General features: G+C 70.1%; 17 protein-coding genes. 7 read left to right on the forward strand and 10 right to left on the reverse strand.

Annotation, left to right across the window (positions count from 1 at the left end):
* Positions 1-295 precede the first annotated feature (295 nt).
* Positions 296-937, reverse strand: coding sequence for a DNA-3-methyladenine glycosylase (locus IG54_RS0126585; RefSeq protein ID WP_030789561.1), 642 nt, complete (start codon positions 935-937; stop codon positions 296-298).
* A gap of 163 nt (positions 938-1,100) precedes the next feature.
* On the opposite strand from IG54_RS0126585, the gene IG54_RS0126590 reads away from it, so the two are divergent.
* The 3 genes from IG54_RS0126590 (at position 1,101) to IG54_RS0126600 (ending at position 3,125) form a co-directional block, all read left to right on the forward strand.
* On the forward strand, positions 1,101-1,883 hold the full coding sequence (locus IG54_RS0126590) for a sporulation protein (RefSeq protein WP_030789564.1): 783 nt from the start codon (positions 1,101-1,103) through the stop codon (positions 1,881-1,883).
* 42 nt (positions 1,884-1,925) lie between these two features.
* A complete protein-coding gene (locus IG54_RS0126595; protein ID WP_030789567.1) occupies positions 1,926-2,465 on the forward strand; it encodes a YbhB/YbcL family Raf kinase inhibitor-like protein in 540 nt (179 codons plus the stop codon).
* A gap of 147 nt (positions 2,466-2,612) precedes the next feature.
* Positions 2,613-3,125, forward strand: a complete 513-nt coding sequence (locus IG54_RS0126600; RefSeq protein ID WP_030789570.1) for an HNH endonuclease — start codon at positions 2,613-2,615, stop codon at positions 3,123-3,125.
* A 30-nt stretch (positions 3,126-3,155) separates the two neighbouring features.
* Here the strand turns inward: IG54_RS0126600 and IG54_RS0126605 are convergent, their stop codons facing one another.
* The 3 genes from IG54_RS0126605 to IG54_RS0126620 form a co-directional block, all read right to left on the reverse strand.
* Positions 3,156-4,091, reverse strand: a complete 936-nt coding sequence (locus IG54_RS0126605) for an SPFH domain-containing protein (RefSeq protein ID WP_030789573.1) — start codon at positions 4,089-4,091, stop codon at positions 3,156-3,158.
* A 117-nt stretch (positions 4,092-4,208) separates the two neighbouring features.
* Positions 4,209-4,637: an NfeD family protein gene (locus tag IG54_RS0126615; RefSeq protein WP_030789575.1), complete on the reverse strand. Its 429-nt coding sequence runs from the start codon at positions 4,635-4,637 to the stop codon at positions 4,209-4,211.
* A 67-nt stretch (positions 4,638-4,704) separates the two neighbouring features.
* Entirely contained in the window at positions 4,705-5,502 is a 798-nt protein-coding gene (locus tag IG54_RS0126620) for an ABC transporter ATP-binding protein (RefSeq protein ID WP_030789579.1), read from the reverse strand.
* 121 nt (positions 5,503-5,623) lie between these two features.
* Between IG54_RS0126620 and IG54_RS0126625 the strand changes: the two genes are divergently transcribed.
* Positions 5,624-6,406 carry a hypothetical protein gene (locus IG54_RS0126625; RefSeq protein ID WP_051819988.1) on the forward strand — a complete coding sequence of 261 codons (783 nt, stop codon included), beginning with the start codon at positions 5,624-5,626 and terminating at the stop codon, positions 6,404-6,406.
* Positions 6,407-6,571: 165 nt separating this feature from the next.
* Here IG54_RS0126625 and IG54_RS0126630 read toward each other — a convergent pair whose 3' ends face one another.
* The 4 genes from IG54_RS0126630 to IG54_RS0126645 all read right to left on the reverse strand — a co-directional run bounded on the left by IG54_RS0126630 (position 6,572) and on the right by IG54_RS0126645 (position 9,134).
* Positions 6,572-6,820, reverse strand: coding sequence for a chaplin (locus IG54_RS0126630; RefSeq protein WP_030789584.1), 249 nt, complete (start codon positions 6,818-6,820; stop codon positions 6,572-6,574).
* Positions 6,821-6,945: 125 nt separating this feature from the next.
* Positions 6,946-7,191 carry a chaplin gene (locus IG54_RS0126635; RefSeq protein ID WP_030789588.1) on the reverse strand — a complete coding sequence of 82 codons (246 nt, stop codon included), beginning with the start codon at positions 7,189-7,191 and terminating at the stop codon, positions 6,946-6,948.
* 139 nt (positions 7,192-7,330) lie between these two features.
* Positions 7,331-7,996 carry a response regulator transcription factor gene (locus tag IG54_RS0126640; RefSeq protein ID WP_324615431.1) on the reverse strand — a complete coding sequence of 222 codons (666 nt, stop codon included), beginning with the start codon at positions 7,994-7,996 and terminating at the stop codon, positions 7,331-7,333.
* The gene (locus tag IG54_RS0126645; RefSeq protein ID WP_030789595.1) at positions 7,989-9,134 is read right to left on the reverse strand and encodes a GAF domain-containing sensor histidine kinase; all 1,146 of its coding nucleotides are present in this window, start codon (positions 9,132-9,134) and stop codon (positions 7,989-7,991) included. The genes IG54_RS0126640 and IG54_RS0126645 overlap by 8 nt, the downstream gene beginning before the upstream one ends.
* A 422-nt stretch (positions 9,135-9,556) precedes the next feature.
* On the opposite strand from IG54_RS0126645, the gene IG54_RS0126650 reads away from it, so the two are divergent.
* Complete coding sequence (locus IG54_RS0126650) at positions 9,557-10,249, forward strand: DUF6033 family protein (RefSeq protein ID WP_030789599.1); 693 nt, start codon at positions 9,557-9,559, stop codon at positions 10,247-10,249.
* Between the two features lie 108 nt (positions 10,250-10,357).
* On the opposite strand, the gene IG54_RS0126655 is transcribed toward IG54_RS0126650, so the two are convergent.
* Positions 10,358-12,958, reverse strand: coding sequence for an FHA domain-containing protein (locus tag IG54_RS0126655; protein WP_234336356.1), 2,601 nt, complete (start codon positions 12,956-12,958; stop codon positions 10,358-10,360).
* A gap of 249 nt (positions 12,959-13,207) precedes the next feature.
* Here IG54_RS0126655 and IG54_RS0126660 point away from each other — a divergent pair, with 249 nt between their 5' ends.
* Entirely contained in the window at positions 13,208-14,902 is a 1,695-nt protein-coding gene (locus IG54_RS0126660; protein ID WP_030789605.1) for a streptophobe family protein, read from the forward strand.
* A 298-nt stretch (positions 14,903-15,200) separates the two neighbouring features.
* The gene (serB, locus tag IG54_RS0126665) at positions 15,201-16,421 is read left to right on the forward strand and encodes a phosphoserine phosphatase SerB (RefSeq protein WP_030789606.1); all 1,221 of its coding nucleotides are present in this window, start codon (positions 15,201-15,203) and stop codon (positions 16,419-16,421) included.
* A gap of 98 nt (positions 16,422-16,519) precedes the next feature.
* Here serB and IG54_RS0126670 read toward each other — a convergent pair whose 3' ends face one another.
* Entirely contained in the window at positions 16,520-17,038 is a 519-nt protein-coding gene (locus IG54_RS0126670; RefSeq protein WP_030789608.1) for a SixA phosphatase family protein, read from the reverse strand.
* Positions 17,039-17,071: the final 33 nt, after the last annotated feature.

A 17,071-nucleotide genomic window follows, 5' to 3' on the forward strand; every position in this document is an offset into this window, starting at 1 on the left:
CGGTATTTCGTGTTTCCAACCCTACCAGATCCGTTTTCCGTTCCGTTTCCGGTTCGGATTTCATTTCCGGTGGCCGTTGGAGGGCCTTTGCCTTTCGGCGTGTTCACTACTTTAGCGGATTCCCTCCGCAACTCATAATCGAGTTCTGCGGGTTCGAATTTCGACATGCGAGCATGCGAAATAAGCCCCCGCTGAGGGGAAGTCGTAGGTAGTGGTTGGCCGCTTCCAGCTCCCGGCAGATTGCCGTGACCGGTTCAAGCGGCTCGGACTACATTACGGAGGCCCCCAGGCCGCGTCAAGTTCGGCGGCGCCGGGGCACATGGGCCCGATAGGGGCTGACCGTAGGGTCGTTGGCCGTCCAGAAGCGCCAGGGGTGGACGGAGCCCTCCCCTCCTACTCCGGTGCGGGGACCCTCGCTGACCTGGTCGGCTTCGACGGGCGTCCCCGCCAGGAGCCGGAAGGGGCTGGCCGGGTCTCCGCAGAGGTCCGCGCCGTCGAGGCTCCGGTCCACGTCAAGGGCGGTGGCCAGTCGGGCCGGGCCTTTGGCCAGTTCCTTGTCGTTTCGGGCCGAGAGTCGACGCGTCCGAGCCAGCTCGGCACCCACCGTGATCTCCCCGGCCCGCAGCAGGACCGCGCTCGCCGTGCCCTCGGGACCGGTGACGAGGTTCATGCAGTGCCACATGCCGTAGGTGAAGTAGACGTACACGTGTCCGGGCGGGCCGAACATCACGTCGTTGCGGGGCGTGCGGCCGCGATACGCGTGGGAGCCGGGGTCGGCTTCACCCGCGTACGCCTCCACCTCTGTCAGGCGGACCTCGATCGGTCCGTCGTCCGAGTCGCGTACGAGGACGCGGCCAAGGAGGTCGGGGGCGACTTCCAGGACGGGGCGGTCGAAGAAGTCTCGGGTCAGGGGCGTACGGTCAGGGGCCAAGATCATGCCTTACGAGCGTAGTACACCCGGGCCGTTTATACGGATGCCCTTCGGGGTGCCCGGTTGTCAGGGCGGGGACGCGGAACCGGGCGGGGTCCCCTCGCGTTTGTACCGATCAAGGATTCAAGTCGAGACGAGCCACAGGCGGCGGCCTGGGGAGTGGAGTGTCATGGGGTTCAAGAAGCTGCTCGCGAGTCTGGGTGCCGGCGGTGCCTCGGTCGAGACCGTGCTGACCGAGGTCAACGTGGTTCCCGGCGGTGTCGTCCAGGGTGAGGTGCGGATCCAGGGCGGGTCGGTGGACCAGCAGATCGAGGCGCTGTCCGTCGGTCTTCAGGCCCGGGTCGAGGTCGAGGGCAACGACCAGGAGACCAAGCAGGACATCGAGTTCACCAAGGTGCGCCTCGGCGGTGCCTTCACGCTCCTGGCGGGCGAGGTGCACGCGGTGCCGTTCGGCCTGGAGATCCCCTGGGAGACGCCGGTCACGAGCATCGACGGGCAGCAGCTGCGCGGCATGAACATCGGGGTGACCACCGAGCTGGAGATCGCGCGCGCCGTGGACTCCGGTGACCTGGACCCGATCAACGTGCACCCGCTGCCCGCGCAGCAGGCCATCCTGGACGCCTTCATCCAGCTGGGCTTCCGCTTCAAGAGCGCCGACATGGAGCGCGGCCACATCCGGGGTACGCGGCAGAAGCTGCCGTTCTACCAGGAGATCGAGTTCTTCCCGCCGCAGCAGTACCGCGGTCTGAACCAGGTCGAGTTGAGCTTCGTCGCGGACGAGCGCGAGATGGACGTCGTCCTGGAGATGGACAAGAAGCCGGGCCTGTTCAGCGAGAGCAGCGACTCGTTCCGGTCCTTCAAGGTGGGGCTGAACGACTTCCAGGGCACGGACTGGCCCGCGTACCTGAACGAGTGGCTGTCCCAGGTCGGCAGCAAGCGCAACTGGTTCTAGGGTCGAGGTCGGACGCACAGCAATCAACCAGGAGGTGCTCACGTGACCGAGTTGAAGAGGCCGCCGCTTCCCCATGACTTCCATCCGCCCGTGCCGTCGTTCACGGTCGCGAGTGAGGACGTCGAGCCGGGGGCGGTCCTTGCCGACGCCCAGGTCTACGCGGCCGGGAACACCTCGCCGCAGCTGCGGTGGGAGGGTTTTCCGCCGGAGACCAAGAGCTTCGCCGTGACGTGTTTCGACCCGGATGCCCCTACGGGCAGCGGGTTCTGGCACTGGACCGTCTTCGACATCCCGGTCTCCGTCACCGAGCTGCCGGCCGGTGCGGGCAGCGGCAAGTTCGAAGGGCTGCCCGAGGGCGCGGTGCAGGTGCGCAACGACTTCGGGACGAAGGACTTCGGAGGGGCCGCGCCGCCGCCCGGCGACCCGGCGCACCGCTATGTGTTCACCGTGTACGCGGTGGACCAGGAGCGGCTGGGGCCGGACTCGGACGCCTCACCCGCGTTCGTGGGCTTCAACCTCCGGTTCCACACGCTCGCGCGTGCGCAGGTCATCGCCGAGTACGGCGCTCCCGCAGAGAACTGAGCGTTCACCGATTGTTTGCCCGCCTCTGGTCATGGAAGTGATCAGAGGCGGGCATTTTTTATTGCGTTGTCCATCTCGGCGTGCCCGGCCAGAGTTGATCCAGCCCGCCAGGCGGTGGGCCGGTGCATACGGGAGGTGGGCAGGTTGATGCGGGACACGCTGGTACTGAACGCGAGCTTCGAGCCGCTCTCTACGGTGACGCTCAACCGAGCCGTCGTTCTGGTGCTCCAGGACAAGGCCGTGGTCGAGCAGGCCCACCCCGGACTCCGTGTGCGCGCGGCGGCGGTCGAGATGCCGCTGCCGCGGGTGATCAGGCTCTGTAGATATGTCCGGGTGCCGTTCCGAAGACAGGCTCCGTGGTCGAGGCGGGGCGTCCTGGTACGGGACCAGCACCGGTGCGCGTACTGCGGCAGGCGCGCGACGACGGTGGACCACGTGGTGCCGCGGTCGCAGGGCGGCGCCGACTCCTGGCTGAACACGGTGGCTTCCTGCGCGATGGACAACCACCGCAAGGCGAACCGGACTCCGGAGGAGGCGGGGATGCCGCTGTTGCGGCAGCCGTTCGAGCCGACTCCCGCGGGCGCGATGCTCCTGTCACTGGGGCGGGAGGAACTGGCCTCCCTGCCGGAGTGGCTGGCGCAGCCCGTGCCCGCGGCGTAGGGCCCCGAGGCGTCGGGCCCCTTCGGCGCGTCAGTCGATCGGCGGCTGCTCGCGACGCTCCTTGCCCTGCGCGGGGACCGAACCTCCGCCCAGGGGGCCGAAGTTGCCGAGTGCGCCGCCGAGGCCCTTGAGGGCGTCGCCGATTTCGCTGGGGACGATCCAGAGCTTGTTGGCGTCGCCCTCGGCGATCTTCGGGAGCATCTGGAGGTACTGGTAGGAGAGGAGCTTCTGGTCCGGGTCGCCTGCGTGGATGGACTCGAAGACCGTACGGATCGCCTGGGCCTCGCCCTCGGCGCGCAGGGCCGCGGCCTTGGCCTCACCTTCGGCGCGCAGGATCGCGGACTGCTTCTCGCCCTCGGCGCGGAGGATCTCCGACTGCCGTACACCTTCGGCCTGGAGGATCGCGGCGCGCTTGTCGCGGTCGGCGCGCATCTGCTTCTCCATCGAGTCCTGGATGGAGGTCGGCGGCTCGATCGCCTTCAGCTCGACGCGGTTGACGCGGATGCCCCACTTGCCGGTGGCCTCGTCGAGGACGCCGCGCAGGGCGGCGTTGATCTCCTCGCGGGAGGTCAGGGTCCGCTCCAGGTCCATGCCGCCGATGATGTTGCGCAGGGTGGTGACGGTGAGCTGCTCGATCGCCTGGATGTAGCTGGCGACCTCGTACGTCGCGGCCCGCGCGTCGGTCACCTGGTAGTAGATGACCGTGTCGATGTTGACCACCAGGTTGTCCTGGGTGATCACCGGCTGGGGCGGGAAGGGGACGACCTGTTCACGGAGGTCGATGCGGTTGCGGATCGAGTCGATGAACGGGACGACGATGTTGAGTCCCGCGTTCAGCGTGCGGGTGTAGCGGCCGAAGCGCTCGACGATGGCGGCGCTGGCCTGCGGGATGACCTGGATGGTCTTGATCAGGGCGATGAATACCAGCACCACCAGAATGATCAGGACGATGATGATCGGTTCCATCGTGGCTCCCCGTACCCTTCATGCCTCGGCGTTTGTCCGCGGGATCTCGACGATCTGCGGGATCTCAAAGATCTTGCTGGTCGAGTCTGTCAGACCGCCGCACGGCCCGTGGGGCATTCACAGGACGATGGCCGTCGCTCCGTCGATCTCGACGACGTCCACCTCCTGGCCCGCCTCGTAGGCGCGGTCCGGGTCGAGCGCGCGTGCCGACCAGGTCTCCCCCGCCAGTTTGATGCGGCCTCCGGAGGCGTCGACCCGTTCGAGGACGACGGCCGATCTGCCCTTCAACGCGTCGATTCCGGTGGCCAGTTCGGGCCGCTGGGACCGGTGCCGGTTCGCGATGGGGCGTACGACGGCGATGAGCGCGACCGAGACCGCGGCGAAGACGACGACCTGAACGACCGTGTCACCGCCGAGGCCTGCGGTGACGGCCGCCGCGACGGCGCCCACGGCGAGCATGCCCAGCTCGGGCATGGCGGTCAGTACGAGCGGGATTCCGAGTGCGGCGGCGCCGATCAGCCACCACACCCATGCGTCGATGTCCACGCGGTCATCGTAGGCGCGGGGGTCCCTTCCGGGACAGGGCGCGATCAGTCGGGCCGGGGCGCGCCCCTCAGGAGAGGGGCAGGCCCGTGGCGGTCCAGCGGTCGTTCCGCTGCTCGACGACCAGCGGGAGGCCGAAGCAGAGGGAGAGGTTGCGGGAGGTGAGTTCCAGCTCCAGCGGGCCCGCGGCAAGGATCTTGCCCTGACGGATCATCAGGACGTGGGTGAAGCCGGGGGCGATCTCCTCGACGTGGTGCGTGACCATGATCATCGAGGGGGCGATGGGGTCGCGGGCGAGGCGGCCGAGGCGGCGTACGAGGTCTTCGCGGCCGCCGAGGTCGAGGCCCGCGGCGGGCTCGTCGAGGAGCAGCAGCTCGGGGTCGGTCATCAGGGCGCGGGCGATCAGGGTGCGCTTGCGCTCGCCCTCGGAGAGGGTGCCGAACCTGCGGTCGAGGTAGTCGCTCATGCCGAGGCGGTCGAGGAAGGCGCGGGCGCGCTGCTCGTCGACGTCCTCGTAGTTCTCGTGCCAGCCGGCGGTCATGCCGTACGCGGCGGTGAGCACCGTCTGGAGCACGGTCTGGCGCTTGGGCAGCTTGTCCGCCATCGCGATACCGGCGACGCCGATGCGCGGGCGCAGTTCGAAGACGTCAGTGCCGGGCTTGCCGAGGGTCTCGCCGAGGATGGTGGCGGTGCCGGTGCTCGGGAAGAGGTAGCTGGACGCGACGTTGAGGAGGGTGGTCTTGCCCGCGCCGTTCGGTCCGAGGATGACCCAGCGCTCCCCCTCCTTGACCGACCAGGAGACCTGGTCCACCAGAGCCCGGCCCTCGCGGACCACAGATACGTCCTCAAGCTCCAGTACATCGCTCATGAGCGCGCTGTCTCCCATTGCAGTCTCGGTCGTCGCTCGCGCCTGTGGACGCGGCCCCCGGATAAAACCTACGCCACCGGCCGGGCGTTCCTGTCGTGAGCCCGGTCCTTAGGCTGTGTGCATGCTCTCGGAACCACGCTCAGGACGCTTGGCCGCATGGGGAAATGCCCTTTTGGCCGGACTTGTTTCTCCGGATGACGCGGTGCTCGCCATGGTCGGCGAGGACGCGGTGCACCGGGTCGAAGGACTTCCCGGCGAGTCGGGCCCGGTCGGTCTGACCCTCGCGATGGGCCGCCTGCGGGCGCTCGGGGTGCGGGGTCTGCGGGTGGCGCTGCCCGCGCCGGGGCATCCGCTCGGACTGAGCGGTCCGCCCGAGTTCAACGCGCGCGCCCTGGAGGCGGAGGAGGCGGTCGTCGCGTTCGGCGCCCCGTACGGGCTCGTTCCCGAGGTGTACGAGGCGGGGCCCGAGGGCGACGTACACGTGGAGGTCCGCTGGCTCTGTCTGGCCGTCCGTGAGGCGCCGCCCGCCGACGTGCCCTCGCTCGGCGAGGCGGAGCGCGAGCTGGCGGAGGCGCTGCGGGAGGCGACGGCGGTGCTGGCCCGGCTCGACGTGGCGGGCTCCGGTCCCGTGGCGGAGGCCGCGCTCGACGCGTACCGGGCGCGGGCCGAGGCGGGCCGCGAGGTGCTGGCTCCCGGGTATCCGCCGCGAGCGGTACGGGTGTTGGAGCTGGCGCAGCGGGTGGGCCTGCTGATCTCCCTGGCGTACGAGAACGGTCACGGCGGCGCGGTGAGCGCCTCGGAGATGGCCGCGCGGGGGCTGGCGCTGCGGCCGGTGGAGCGGACGGCCAGGCGGGCGCAGGTGGCCGCCTACAACGCGTACGTGGAGGAGCGGGAGCGGCACTGACGGGTCCTGGAGCCGGGCACGGGGAAGGCCCCGCGGGCCGGTTGGTCCGCGGGGCCTTCTGTGCCCGGGAGGGCGGTGTGCCCGGGAGGGCGGTGTGCCCGGGAGGGCAGTGTGCCCGGGAGGGCAGTGTGCCCGGGAGGGCAGTGTGCCCGGGAGGGCAGTGTGTCAGCGGTTCACCGAGGCGTTGCCGAAGGCGGGGTTGAGCACGCCGATCACGTCGACGCTGTTGCCCGTGGCGTTGACGGGGATGTGGATCGGGGCCTGCACGAGGTTGCCCGAGCCGACGCCCGGCGAGTTCGCGGCGGTGCCCTGGGCCTGGGCGTCCGAGGTGGCGGACGCGGCACCGGCGGAGGCAGCGGCGGCGAGACCGGCGGTGACGGCGGCCAGGGCGGCCTTCTTGGCGATGCTGTTCATGGGGAGTGCTCCTCTTGCTGACGTGGGCGACCCCGGCCGCGGGGTCAGGGGCGTGCGGCGCGGTGGCAGTCGCGGAGAACGGGGACCGGCCGCGCGGACGCGGCCGGTGGATCGCGTGGGTGCGATCAGATGTTCTTGCAGACGTTCCCGAACGTGGGGTTCAGGACGCCGATGACCGAGACGCTGTTGCCGCACGCGTTCACCGGGACGTGGATCGGGGCCTGAACCAGGTTGCCGGAGACGACGCCCGGGGAGTTCTTGGCGACGCCTTGGGCGCCCGCGCCGCCGTGGGCGGAGGCCATACCGGCGCCGGCCGCGACCAGACCACCGGCCACCATCGTGACGGCAGCGGCCTTCTTCAGGTTCTTCACTTCTGGACCCTCCTAGCGATCGCTGCGACCAGCCGCCGCAGCACGCACTGGAGAACGCCGCGGCGGCGCGGAGGATGCGCCATCCGGGTGACACTCACACGACGGTATGAATCTCACACCGGAACAGGACGGTCCGCTCTCAGCCGGTCACGCCATGGCGTACGGCCCACAGCGCGGCCTGGGTGCGGTCGGCCAGGTCCAGCTTCATCAGGATGTTCGAGACGTGTGTCTTGACGGTCTTCTCGGAGAGGACGAGGGCGCGGGCGATCTCGCGGTTGGAACGGCCGTCGGCGATGAGGCTGAGCACCTCCCGCTCGCGCTCGGTCAGCGTGCCGCCCCTGCCCTGGCCGCCGTGCGCCTCCTCCTGGGAGAGGAGAGCGCCCGCCACCTCGGGCTGGAGCAGGACGTGTCCCGCGTGCACCGAGCGGATGGCACCGGCGAGGGCGTCGGGGTCGACGTCCTTGTAGACGTACCCCGCGGCGCCCGCGCGGAGGGCCGGGACGACCGTGCGCTGCTCGGTGAAACTGGTGACGATGAGCACGCGCGCGGGGTTGGCCAGCTCGCGGAGCTTGCGCAGCGCCTCGACGCCGTCCATGCCGGGCATCTTGACGTCCATCAGGACGACGTCCGGCCTCAGCTCCTCGGCGAGCGCGACGCCCTCGGCGCCGTCCGACGCCTCACCGACGACCTCGATGTCGTCCTGCACCTCCAAGAACGTCCGCAGACCGCGGCGGACCACCTGGTGGTCGTCGACCAGCAGCACCCGGATCCCACTCTTCGCGTCGCGCGCGGCGTCGTCAGCCACCGGGGACCTCCATCTCGATCGTGGTGCCCTTGCCGGGCTCCGATTCCACGGTCAGCCGTCCGCCGACCCCGCTCGCCCGGTCCCGCATGGAGACCAGGCCCAGGTGGCGCCCCGCGCGACGTATGGCCTTGGGGTCGAAGCCCGTGCCGTCGTCGATGACGCGCAGGACGGCTCCGGCGCCCCGCTTGTCCAGCAGCACGGTGACCCGCTCGGCCCCGGAGTGGCGCAGGGCGTTGTGCAGGGCCTCCTGGGCGACCCGCAGCATCGCCTCCTCCTGGGAGGCCGGCAGCGCTCGTACGCCGTTGCTCTCGAAGGTGACCTGTGCGGAGTGCGCGCGGTGCAGTACCTGGGTGTGCGTGCGCAGGGTGGCCACCAGGCCGTCCTCGTCCAGGGCCGCGGGGCGCAGCTCCACGACGGCCGCGCGCAGCTCGTCCGCCGCCTCGGCCGCCAGCGTGGCGACCTGGTGCAGCTCGCCCTTGGCGCGGGAGGGGTCGCGGTCCACCAGGGCGGCGGCGGCCTGGGCCGTCAGGCGCAGCGAGAAGAGCTTCTGGCTGACGGCGTCGTGCAGCTCGTGGGCGAGGCGCGAGCGCTCCTCGGCGATGGTCAGCTCGCGGCTCCGCTCATACAGGCGGGCGTTGGTGAGGGCGATCGCGGCGTGCTGGGCGAGGAGGGCGAGCAGTTCCTCGTCGTCCGCGGTGAAGCCGCAGCCGCCCTCGGGCTTGGGGCACGTCTTGTTGGCGAGGAAGAGCGCGCCGAGGGTCTCGTCGCCGTAGCGGATCGGGAGGCCGAGGAAGTCGGACATGTCCGGGTGGGCGTCGGGCCAACCCTCGAAGCGGGGGTCCTGGCGCACGTCCGCGAGGCGCTCGGGCTCGGCCTTCTGGAGCATCGCGGCGAGGATGCCGTGCTGGCGGGGCAGGGGCCCGATGGCCTTCCACTGCTCCTCGCTGACGCCGTCGACGACGAACTGGGCGAAGCCGCCGTGGTCGTCGGGGACCCCGAGCGCGGCGTACTCGGCGTCGAGCAGCTCGCGGGCCGAGGCGACGATCGTCTTGAGGACGTCGCGCACCTCCAGGTGCCTGCTCATGGCGAGCAGCGCGGCGCTCACCGCGTCCAGGCCGGATCGGGGTCCTTGACTCATGGGCGACACCGTACCGGCGAGGTGTGACAGTGCGTATCCGCCCTGTGGAGGCCCGCCCATGGGCCGCGAGGCCTAGGACCGGCGGCCGATCTCACCGAGCGCATTGCTGGGGCAACTCATGGTGAGACTGTTACTCGACCGATGTGAGCCCGCGCATAGGGCGAACATCACGTACGAAGGTCCCTAGTGGATAAGGAAACCCTTATGGGGACGGGGATGCGGGGTCATACGGATCGGTCGCCCACCCCCTGATCCACTATGCCGGGTCGTACGTCACTGCTTTGCCACAGAATTTTGCTGCCGCTAAGAATTGCTCCCGTCGCTCGGCGCCGCGGTCTTCGCACCGCGGCGTTTGTGCCGCGTAAGCACCTGTCCCCCACCGGCCAGAGCGACCTCCGCTGATTCGAAGAGGTCCGTTTCGCATGTCCCAGCACAGCACCCCTGGTCATAGTCGCGCCGACCTGACCAAGACCCAGAAGTTCTCGATCGCCGGAGTCGCCACCCTCGGCGCCGCCGCCCTCGCCTTCTCCCTCGTGCCGGGCAGCTCCGAGGCCACGACCCAGGCAGCCGACGTCTCCCCCGTCGCCTTCGCCGTCTCCGCCGACGCGCAGCAGTCGGTGCACGCCGGCGTCTCCAAGCAGCAGTCGAACGCCGACAAGCAGGCCAAGGACGCCGCCGCGAAGGCCGCCGCCGACAAGAAGGCGGCTGACGAGGCCGCCGCGAAGAAGAAGGCCGAGGACGAGCGCAAGGCCAAGGAGACGGCGAGCCGCGCCGCCGCCCGCAAGCCCGTCTACGCCAACAACCTCGACGGCTGGATCCGCCAGTCCCTGGACATCATGAAGGCCAAGGGCATCCCCGGTTCCTACGAGGGTCTGCACCGCAACATCCTGCGCGAGTCCTCGGGCAACCCGAACGCCATCAACGGCTGGGACATCAACGCGATCAACGGCACCCCGTCGATCGGCCTGCTCCAGGTCATCAAGCCGACGTTCGACGCGTACCACGTGGAGGGCACGTCCACGAACATCTACGACCCGGTCGCCAACATCACGGCCGCGGCCAACTACGCCGCCGACCGGTACGGCTCCATGGACAACGTGAACGGCGCCTACTGAGCCTTGATCGCCTGATCACTGGACCTCTTCAGTCGAAGACGAGGTTCGCAGACGCCGAAGGGCGGCACCCCGCGCGGGGTGCCGCCCTTCTCGTGCGTCATGGCGCGCTTACTTGCGCATGACCTCCGGCTCGTGCCGGCGCAGCAGGCGCGCGACCGCGAAGCCGCAGATGACGCCGAGCGCGAGCAGGACCGTGATGTTGATGCCCCACTGTCCGACCGAGTGCTCCCAGAGGGGGTCCAGGTCGGTGGGGTTCTTCGCGTCCCACGGCGGCATGAGGTGCGCGAGGTCGAGCGTGGAGCCCGCGCCCGCGATGGCCCAGCGCGACGGCATCAGCCAGGCGAACTGCTCCAGGCCGGGCGAGCCGTAGACCTGGAAGAGGACGCCGGTGAAGACGACCTGGACGATGGCGAACATGACCAGGAGCGGCATGGTCTTCTCGGCGGTCTTCACCAGCGAGGAGATGACCAGGCCGAACATCATCGACGTGAAGCCGAGGGCGATGATCGTCAGGCAGATCTCCACGGCCGGGGGCATGAGCAGGCCCTCTTCCGGCAGCTTGCGCGGGGCGAAGCCGATGCCGCAGATGATGACGCCCTGGATGGCCGTGATCACGCCGAGGACGATGACCTTGGACATCAGGTACGCCGAGCGGGAGAGGCCGGTGGCCCGTTCCCGTTCGTAGATGACCCGTTCCTTGATCAGCTCACGTACGGAGTTGGCCGCGCCCGAGAAGCACATGCCGACCGCGAGGATCAGCATGATCGTGCCGGCGTCGCCGTTGAACTTCGAGGGCGGTTTCGGTGCGGCGAGGCCGAAGTCGGCCGGGATGACGACGCTGACGATGCCGAGGACCGCGGGCAGGATCACCATCAGGCCCATGAAGCCCTTGTCGGAGGCGATCACCGAGGTGTAGCGGCGGATCAGGGTCCACAGCTGCGAGCCCCAGCCCTGCGGCTTGGGCGGCTTGACCGCCTGCGGGGGCGGCATCGGGACGGACTGCGCGGCGACGGCGTCGATGTCCGCGGCGTACATCTGGTAGTGCTGCGAGCCCTTCCAGCGGCCCGCCCAGTCGTAGTCGCGGTAGTTCTCGAAGGCGGAGAAGACGTCGGCCCAGGTGCTGTAGCCGAAGAAGTTGAGGGCCTCCTCCGGAGGACCGAAGTACGCCACCGAGCCGCCGGGCGCCATGACCAGGAGCTTGTCGCAGATCGCCAGCTCGGCGACCGAGTGCGTGACGACGAGGACCGTACGGCCGTCGTCGGCGAGGCCGCGCAGGAGCTGCATGACGTCGCGGTCCATGCCCGGGTCGAGGCCGGAGGTCGGCTCGTCCAGGAAGATCAGCGACGGCTTGGTCAGCAGCTCCAAAGCGACCGACACACGCTTGCGCTGGCCACCGGAGAGGGAGGTGACCTTCTTCTCCTTGTGGATGTCCAGCTTCAGCTCGCGCAGCACCTCGCCTATGCGGGCGTCGCGCTCGGTCTCCGTGGTGTCGGCCGGGAAGCGCAGCTTGGCCGCGTACTTCAGGGCCTTCTTGACGGTCAGCTCCTTGTGCAGGATGTCGTCCTGCGGGACCAGACCGATGCGCTGGCGCAGCTCGGCGAACTGCTTGTAGAGGTTGCGGTTGTCGTACAGGACGTCGCCCTGGTTGGCGGGCCGGTAGCCGGTCAGCGCCTTGAGCAGGGTGGACTTTCCGGAACCCGAGGGGCCGATGACCGCGATCAGCGACTTCTCCGGGACGCCGAAGGAGACGTCCTTGAGGATCTGCTTGCCGCCGTCGACCGTGACCGTGAGGTGACGGGCCGAGAAGGAGACGTCACCGGTGTCGACGAACTCCTCGAGCTGTCCGCCGACGAGGCGGAACGTCGAGTGGCCGACACCGACGATGTCATTCGGGCCGATCAGGACCGTCGAGGACTTCGCGATCGGCTGGCCGTTGACGTACGTGCCGTTGTGCGAGCCGAGGTCGTGGATCTCGAAGCGGCCGTCGGGCGTCGCCGTGAATTCCGCGTGGTGGCGCGAGACCTGGAGGTCGGAGACGACCAGCTCGTTCTCCAGGGCGCGGCCGATGCGCATCTTGCGGCCGAGCGCGAGCTGGTGGAACGTCGTCGGGCTGCGGTCGCCGTAGACCGGCGGTGCCCCCGCGGCGCCGCCGGAACCGGGCGTCTTCTGCGCGTACTGCTCGGCAGGGCCGCCCTGCTGCTGCGGCACGTGGGGCCGCTGGGGCGGCTGGTGCTGCTGCTGGGGCGGCTGCTGCTGGTGTTGCTGGGGCTGCTGCTGTTGCTGCCAGCCCTGGTGCTGTGGCTGGTACGGGGCCTGCTGCGGCGCGTGCTGAGCTTGCTGGGCGTGCTGCTGCGGTGCGGGCACGGCCGCGGCCGCGGCGCTCGCGGACAGGTTCAGCCGCGGGCCGTCGGTCGCGTTGCCGAGGTGCACGGCCGAGCCCGGGCCGATCTCCATCTGGTGGATCCGCTGGCCCTGCACGTAGGTGCCGTTGGTACTGCCGTGGTCCTCAATGACCCAACTGCGCCCGCTCCAGCTGATCGTGGCGTGACGCCAGGAGACCCTGGCGTCGTCGAGCGCGATATCTCCCTGCGGATCACGTCCGAGGGTGTATGGCCTGGACGCGTCGAGCGTCCAGGACCTTCCATTCAATTCCAGTACGAGTTCCGGCACTCCATGCCCCACTGAGTTGTCCCCCGAGCTAGCCCCCATGTGGGGAGTCTAGGGATGTCGAACATCGGGAGGAACTATTTCAGGAGGAGGCCTCTGACCGAAAGTCGGGCCTTGTGAAGACTGCGTACCGGCCCCCGGGGTTGCCCCGTTGACGGGGAAGAAATCGCCCCGGAGAGTAGTAAGCACCCATCACGGCCATTACGCGTATGAGATGCGTGAAAACCTACGTATCGCGTGAAATGTGAGCCCCGTGGTGAGAGGGCGACGCACTGCGGTTCGGGGGTCCTGATGCAGGCCTGCGCATACGAACGTGAAGGCCGGGGCGTGCCGTGGGGCGACGTACTGCTCTGTGCCGTCGCGGCCGTGAGCTGGTCGCTGGTCGGCATGGCGGCGACGGCCGCTCTCGCGCTACATCTGCTCGGCGCGGACTCGATGGGCGCGCTCGGACCGATGGCGGCCGCGACGGTCGCGCTCGGCGCGGGGGGTTCGGTCACGCCGTCCGGCGACGTCTCGGCGTTCGGCCTGGACGAGGCGGAGGCGACCACGGCGATCGATATCGCGCCACTCGGCGTGGGCCTGGTGGGGGCGCTGCTCCTCGCCCACTTCCTCCTGCGCTCCCTGCGCGGAGCGGGGGTGGTCATCACCCCCGTCGAACTCGGCGCGCGGGTGGGGTCGGTGCTCGCTCTCTTCGTGGCGATGCTCGCGGGACTCGCGTGGGTCGGTCACGACGTCGTCACGATCGACGGTGAGCAGCTCGGCATCGACAAAGGGATCGAGGAAGGGCTCGACCGGTTGCCCGACGGGATCGGCGACAAGCTGCCCGACGGCCTGGGGGACATCGGGGGCATCGGGGGGCTGCTGCCCGACCGGCTCGGGGACCTTGCGGAGGCGAAGGCCTCCGTCGGCTTCTCCGTCGACACCGTGCCGACGCTGCTCGGCGGGACGCTCTGGGCGGCCGGTGTGCTGCTGATCGCGCTGCTCGCCTCGCGCCGCACGCCGCTGCCGCGCGGCCTGGATGTACTGCACCGGGTGGTGCGGCCCGCGGCTTCCGCGCTGGTCGCGGTGGTTCTGGTCGCGGTCGCCGCGGGGTTCGCCGCGGCGGCGTACGCGATGATCGGCGACGACCATCCGCGGCGTATCGCCGGTGCCGCGCTGCTCGGGGCGCCGAACGGTGTGTGGCTCGGCATTCCCGTGGGGCTCCTCGTGCCGTGGGACGGCAGGGCGACGGGCGTGCTCGTCCGCTTCCTGCCGGATCCGGTGGACGATCTGCTGACCGGTCCTTCCGACAAGGCACTCACGCTGGGGCGGCTCGCCGAACTGGACGGCAGGGTCTGGCTGCTGGGCGTCGCGGCGGTGCTGATGATGCTGTTCGCCGGGGTGCTCACGGCGGTGCGGTCCCCCAAGGCGGGGGGCGCCGTGGGGTTCGCCGGGCGCTGCGGAGTGCGGCTCGGGGCCGTGACCGCGGTCGGGCTTCCGCTGCTGGTGTGGCTGACCGGGGTATCCGCCGACGCCTCGCTGTCGGTGTTCGGCTTCGACGCGTTCGGCGCGGGGATCGAGCTGCACGGCCGACTGGGGGTAGCGGTGCCGCTCGGGGCGGCGTGGGGGTTCGGGGCGGGGGTGGCGGGGGCGTTGATGGCGTGTGCCACCGGGGTGGCGGGTGGGAGGGTTTCGCCTCTGGCGTCAGTGCCGGTGCCGGTGCCGGCGGCGGACTCGGCGGGGGTTGTGGTTGAGGCTTCCACGGCGGCGGGGCCGTATCGGCCCGGGGCTCCGCATCGGCCGCCGAACCCTGATACGAACCCCTATCTGCGGCCGCCGGGGGATGTCTCCAGCGCGCCGACCATGGTGGGGCCGATCGTGCCACCGCCCCGGCCCCAGCCCCGCCCTCACCCGAACCGGCCCCGCCCCCGCTCGGGCGACTGGCCCCCTCCTCCGCCGCCGCCTCCCCCACCACCTCCGGAGGCCCCGCCCCGCAGGCCCCGCTGACGCACGCCTCTTCCCTCGAAACCCGGCACCGAAGGTTGTGCCCACCCGTCCCGCCGTGCGGGACGCCTGCCCACAACGGGAGGAGCGGGAGGAGCGGGCCCTGCCTAGCTGGGTGGTGCGGGGCAAACGGGTGGGTGGGTGGGGTGATCCGCCGCGAAGCGGGCGGAATACAAACGACGGGCAGAACGCAGATCGCAGAACGCAGAGCACGGACAGCGACGAAAAGACGAACGTCCGGTGTCCGGGAAGCGGACCACCAGGCACCCCAGGAAGGCAGGCGGATACGGTAGGGATCACCATGAGTGCTCCGCAGCCCCCTCAGCCCGCCGACATCCCGACGCTCCTCGTCAAGATCTTCGGCAAGGACCGTCCCGGCCTCACCGCCGGCCTCTTCGACACCCTCGCCGCCTACTCCGTCGACGTCGTCGACATCGAGCAGGTCGTCACCCGCGGCCGCATCGTGCTGTGCGCGCTCGTGACCGCGCCGCCCGCCGGTCTTGAGGGTGACCTGCGCGCCACCGTCCACAGCTGGGCGGAGTCGATGAAGATGCAGGCCGAGATCATCTCGGGCATCGGCGACAACCGGCCGCGCGGCCTCGGGCGTTCGCACGTGACCGTCCTCGGCCACCCCCTGACCTCGGAGTCGACGGCCGCGATCGCCGCGAGCATCACCGCGACCGGCGGCAACATCGACCGGATCTTCCGGCTCGCCAAGTACCCCGTCACCGCCGTCGAGTTCGCGGTGTCCGGCACCGAGACCGAGCCGCTGCGCACCGCCCTCGCCATAGAGGCCGCGAAGCTCGGCGTGGATGTCGCGGTGGTCGCGGCGGGCCTGCACCGCCGCGCGCAGCGCCTGGTCGTGATGGACGTCGACTCGACGCTCATCCAGGACGAGGTCATCGAACTCTTCGCCGCGCACGCCGGCTGCGAGGAGGAGGTCGCCGCGGTGACGACGGCCGCGATGCGCGGCGAGCTGGACTTCGAGCAGTCGCTGCACGCGCGCGTGGCGCTGCTCGCGGGCCTCGACGCCTCGGTCGTCGACAAGGTGCGCTCCGCGGTCCGGCTGACCCCGGGCGCCCGCACCCTCATCCGGACCCTCAAGCGCCTCGGCTACCAAGTGGGCGTCGTGTCGGGCGGTTTCACCCAGGTCACCGATGATCTGAAGGAACGTCTCGGCCTCGACTTCGCCCAGGCCAACACCCTGGAGATCGTCGACGGCAAGCTCACCGGGAAGGTGACCGGGGAGGTCGTCGACCGGGCGGGCAAGGCGCGGCTGCTGCGCCGCTTCGCCCAGGAGGCCGGGGTCCCGCTGGAGCAGACGGTCGCGATCGGCGACGGTGCGAACGACCTCGACATGCTGAACGCGGCGGGCCTCGGTGTCGCCTTCAACGCCAAGCCCCTGGTCCGCGAGGCCGCGCACACCGCGGTGAACGTGCCCTTCCTCGACACCGTCCTCTATCTCCTCGGGATCACCCGGGAAGAGGTCGAGGCGGCGGAGACGCACACCGATTCCGACTGACGGCCGCCACGACGGCCCTTCGCTCTACGTTGTCGGGGCCCCGCACCACCAAGGTGCGGGGCCCCGACGGCGTAGCGATCGAAGTCGGGTCAGGGGGGTTACTCGGACGGGGCCCAGTAGTCGACGAGGGTGGCCACGCCGGGTTCGAGCGCCTTCCACGAACCGGAGTACGTCAGGACGGAGAAGGTCGCGGTCGGGAAGCCGCGGCGGGTCAGCCGCTGGCGGGCATCGCCCTCGCTGTCCCCGGCGAGGATGTCGGTCAGTCCCTGCACTCCGGGGTTGTGACCGATCAGGACCACGTTCTGCACGTCGTCCGGGGTTTCGTTGAGCACGGCGATCAGCTCGCCGGGAGAGGCTTCGTACAACCGCTCCTCGTAGACGGTCTTCGGCCGCTGCGGCAGCTCCTGGACGGCGAGCTTCCAGGTCTCGCGGGTCCGGGCCGCGGTCGAGCAGAGGGCCAGGTCGAAGGGGATGCCGCTGTCGGCCAGCTTGCGTCCGGCGACGGGGGCGTCCCGGCGGCCTCGATCAGCGAGCGGCCGCTCGTGGTCGGACACCTGCGGCCAGTCGGCCTTCGCATGCCGGAAGAGGACAATCCTGCGGGGTTCTGCGACGCTCATGCGTCCCAGCTTCGCATGAAACGCGCCACAGGG

It is taken from the genome of Streptomyces sp. NRRL S-920 (assembly GCF_000717945.1).
In the GTDB taxonomy this organism is placed as follows: domain Bacteria; phylum Actinomycetota; class Actinomycetes; order Streptomycetales; family Streptomycetaceae; genus Streptomyces; species Streptomyces alboniger.

What these genes read in the sequence shown, in the direction of transcription:
- IG54_RS0126585 (WP_030789561.1), bottom strand. Translation starts at nt 937, where the DNA reads ATGATCTTGGCCCCTGACCGTACGCCCCTGACCCGAGACTTCTTCGAC.
- IG54_RS0126590 (WP_030789564.1), top strand. Translation starts at nt 1,101, where the DNA reads ATGGGGTTCAAGAAGCTGCTCGCGAGTCTGGGTGCCGGCGGTGCCTCG.
- IG54_RS0126600 (WP_030789570.1), top strand. Translation starts at nt 2,613, where the DNA reads ATGCGGGACACGCTGGTACTGAACGCGAGCTTCGAGCCGCTCTCTACG.
- IG54_RS0126605 (WP_030789573.1), bottom strand. Translation starts at nt 4,091, where the DNA reads ATGGAACCGATCATCATCGTCCTGATCATTCTGGTGGTGCTGGTATTC.
- IG54_RS0126620 (WP_030789579.1), bottom strand. Translation starts at nt 5,502, where the DNA reads ATGAGCGATGTACTGGAGCTTGAGGACGTATCTGTGGTCCGCGAGGGC.
- IG54_RS0126625 (WP_051819988.1), top strand. Translation starts at nt 5,624, where the DNA reads ATGCTCTCGGAACCACGCTCAGGACGCTTGGCCGCATGGGGAAATGCC.
- IG54_RS0126630 (WP_030789584.1), bottom strand. Translation starts at nt 6,820, where the DNA reads ATGAACAGCATCGCCAAGAAGGCCGCCCTGGCCGCCGTCACCGCCGGT.
- IG54_RS0126645 (WP_030789595.1), bottom strand. Translation starts at nt 9,134, where the DNA reads ATGAGTCAAGGACCCCGATCCGGCCTGGACGCGGTGAGCGCCGCGCTG.
- IG54_RS0126650 (WP_030789599.1), top strand. Translation starts at nt 9,557, where the DNA reads ATGTCCCAGCACAGCACCCCTGGTCATAGTCGCGCCGACCTGACCAAG.
- IG54_RS0126655 (WP_234336356.1), bottom strand. Translation starts at nt 12,958, where the DNA reads ATGGGGGCTAGCTCGGGGGACAACTCAGTGGGGCATGGAGTGCCGGAA.
- IG54_RS0126660 (WP_030789605.1), top strand. Translation starts at nt 13,208, where the DNA reads ATGCAGGCCTGCGCATACGAACGTGAAGGCCGGGGCGTGCCGTGGGGC.
- serB (WP_030789606.1), top strand. Translation starts at nt 15,201, where the DNA reads ATGAGTGCTCCGCAGCCCCCTCAGCCCGCCGACATCCCGACGCTCCTC.
- IG54_RS0126670 (WP_030789608.1), bottom strand. Translation starts at nt 17,038, where the DNA reads ATGAGCGTCGCAGAACCCCGCAGGATTGTCCTCTTCCGGCATGCGAAG.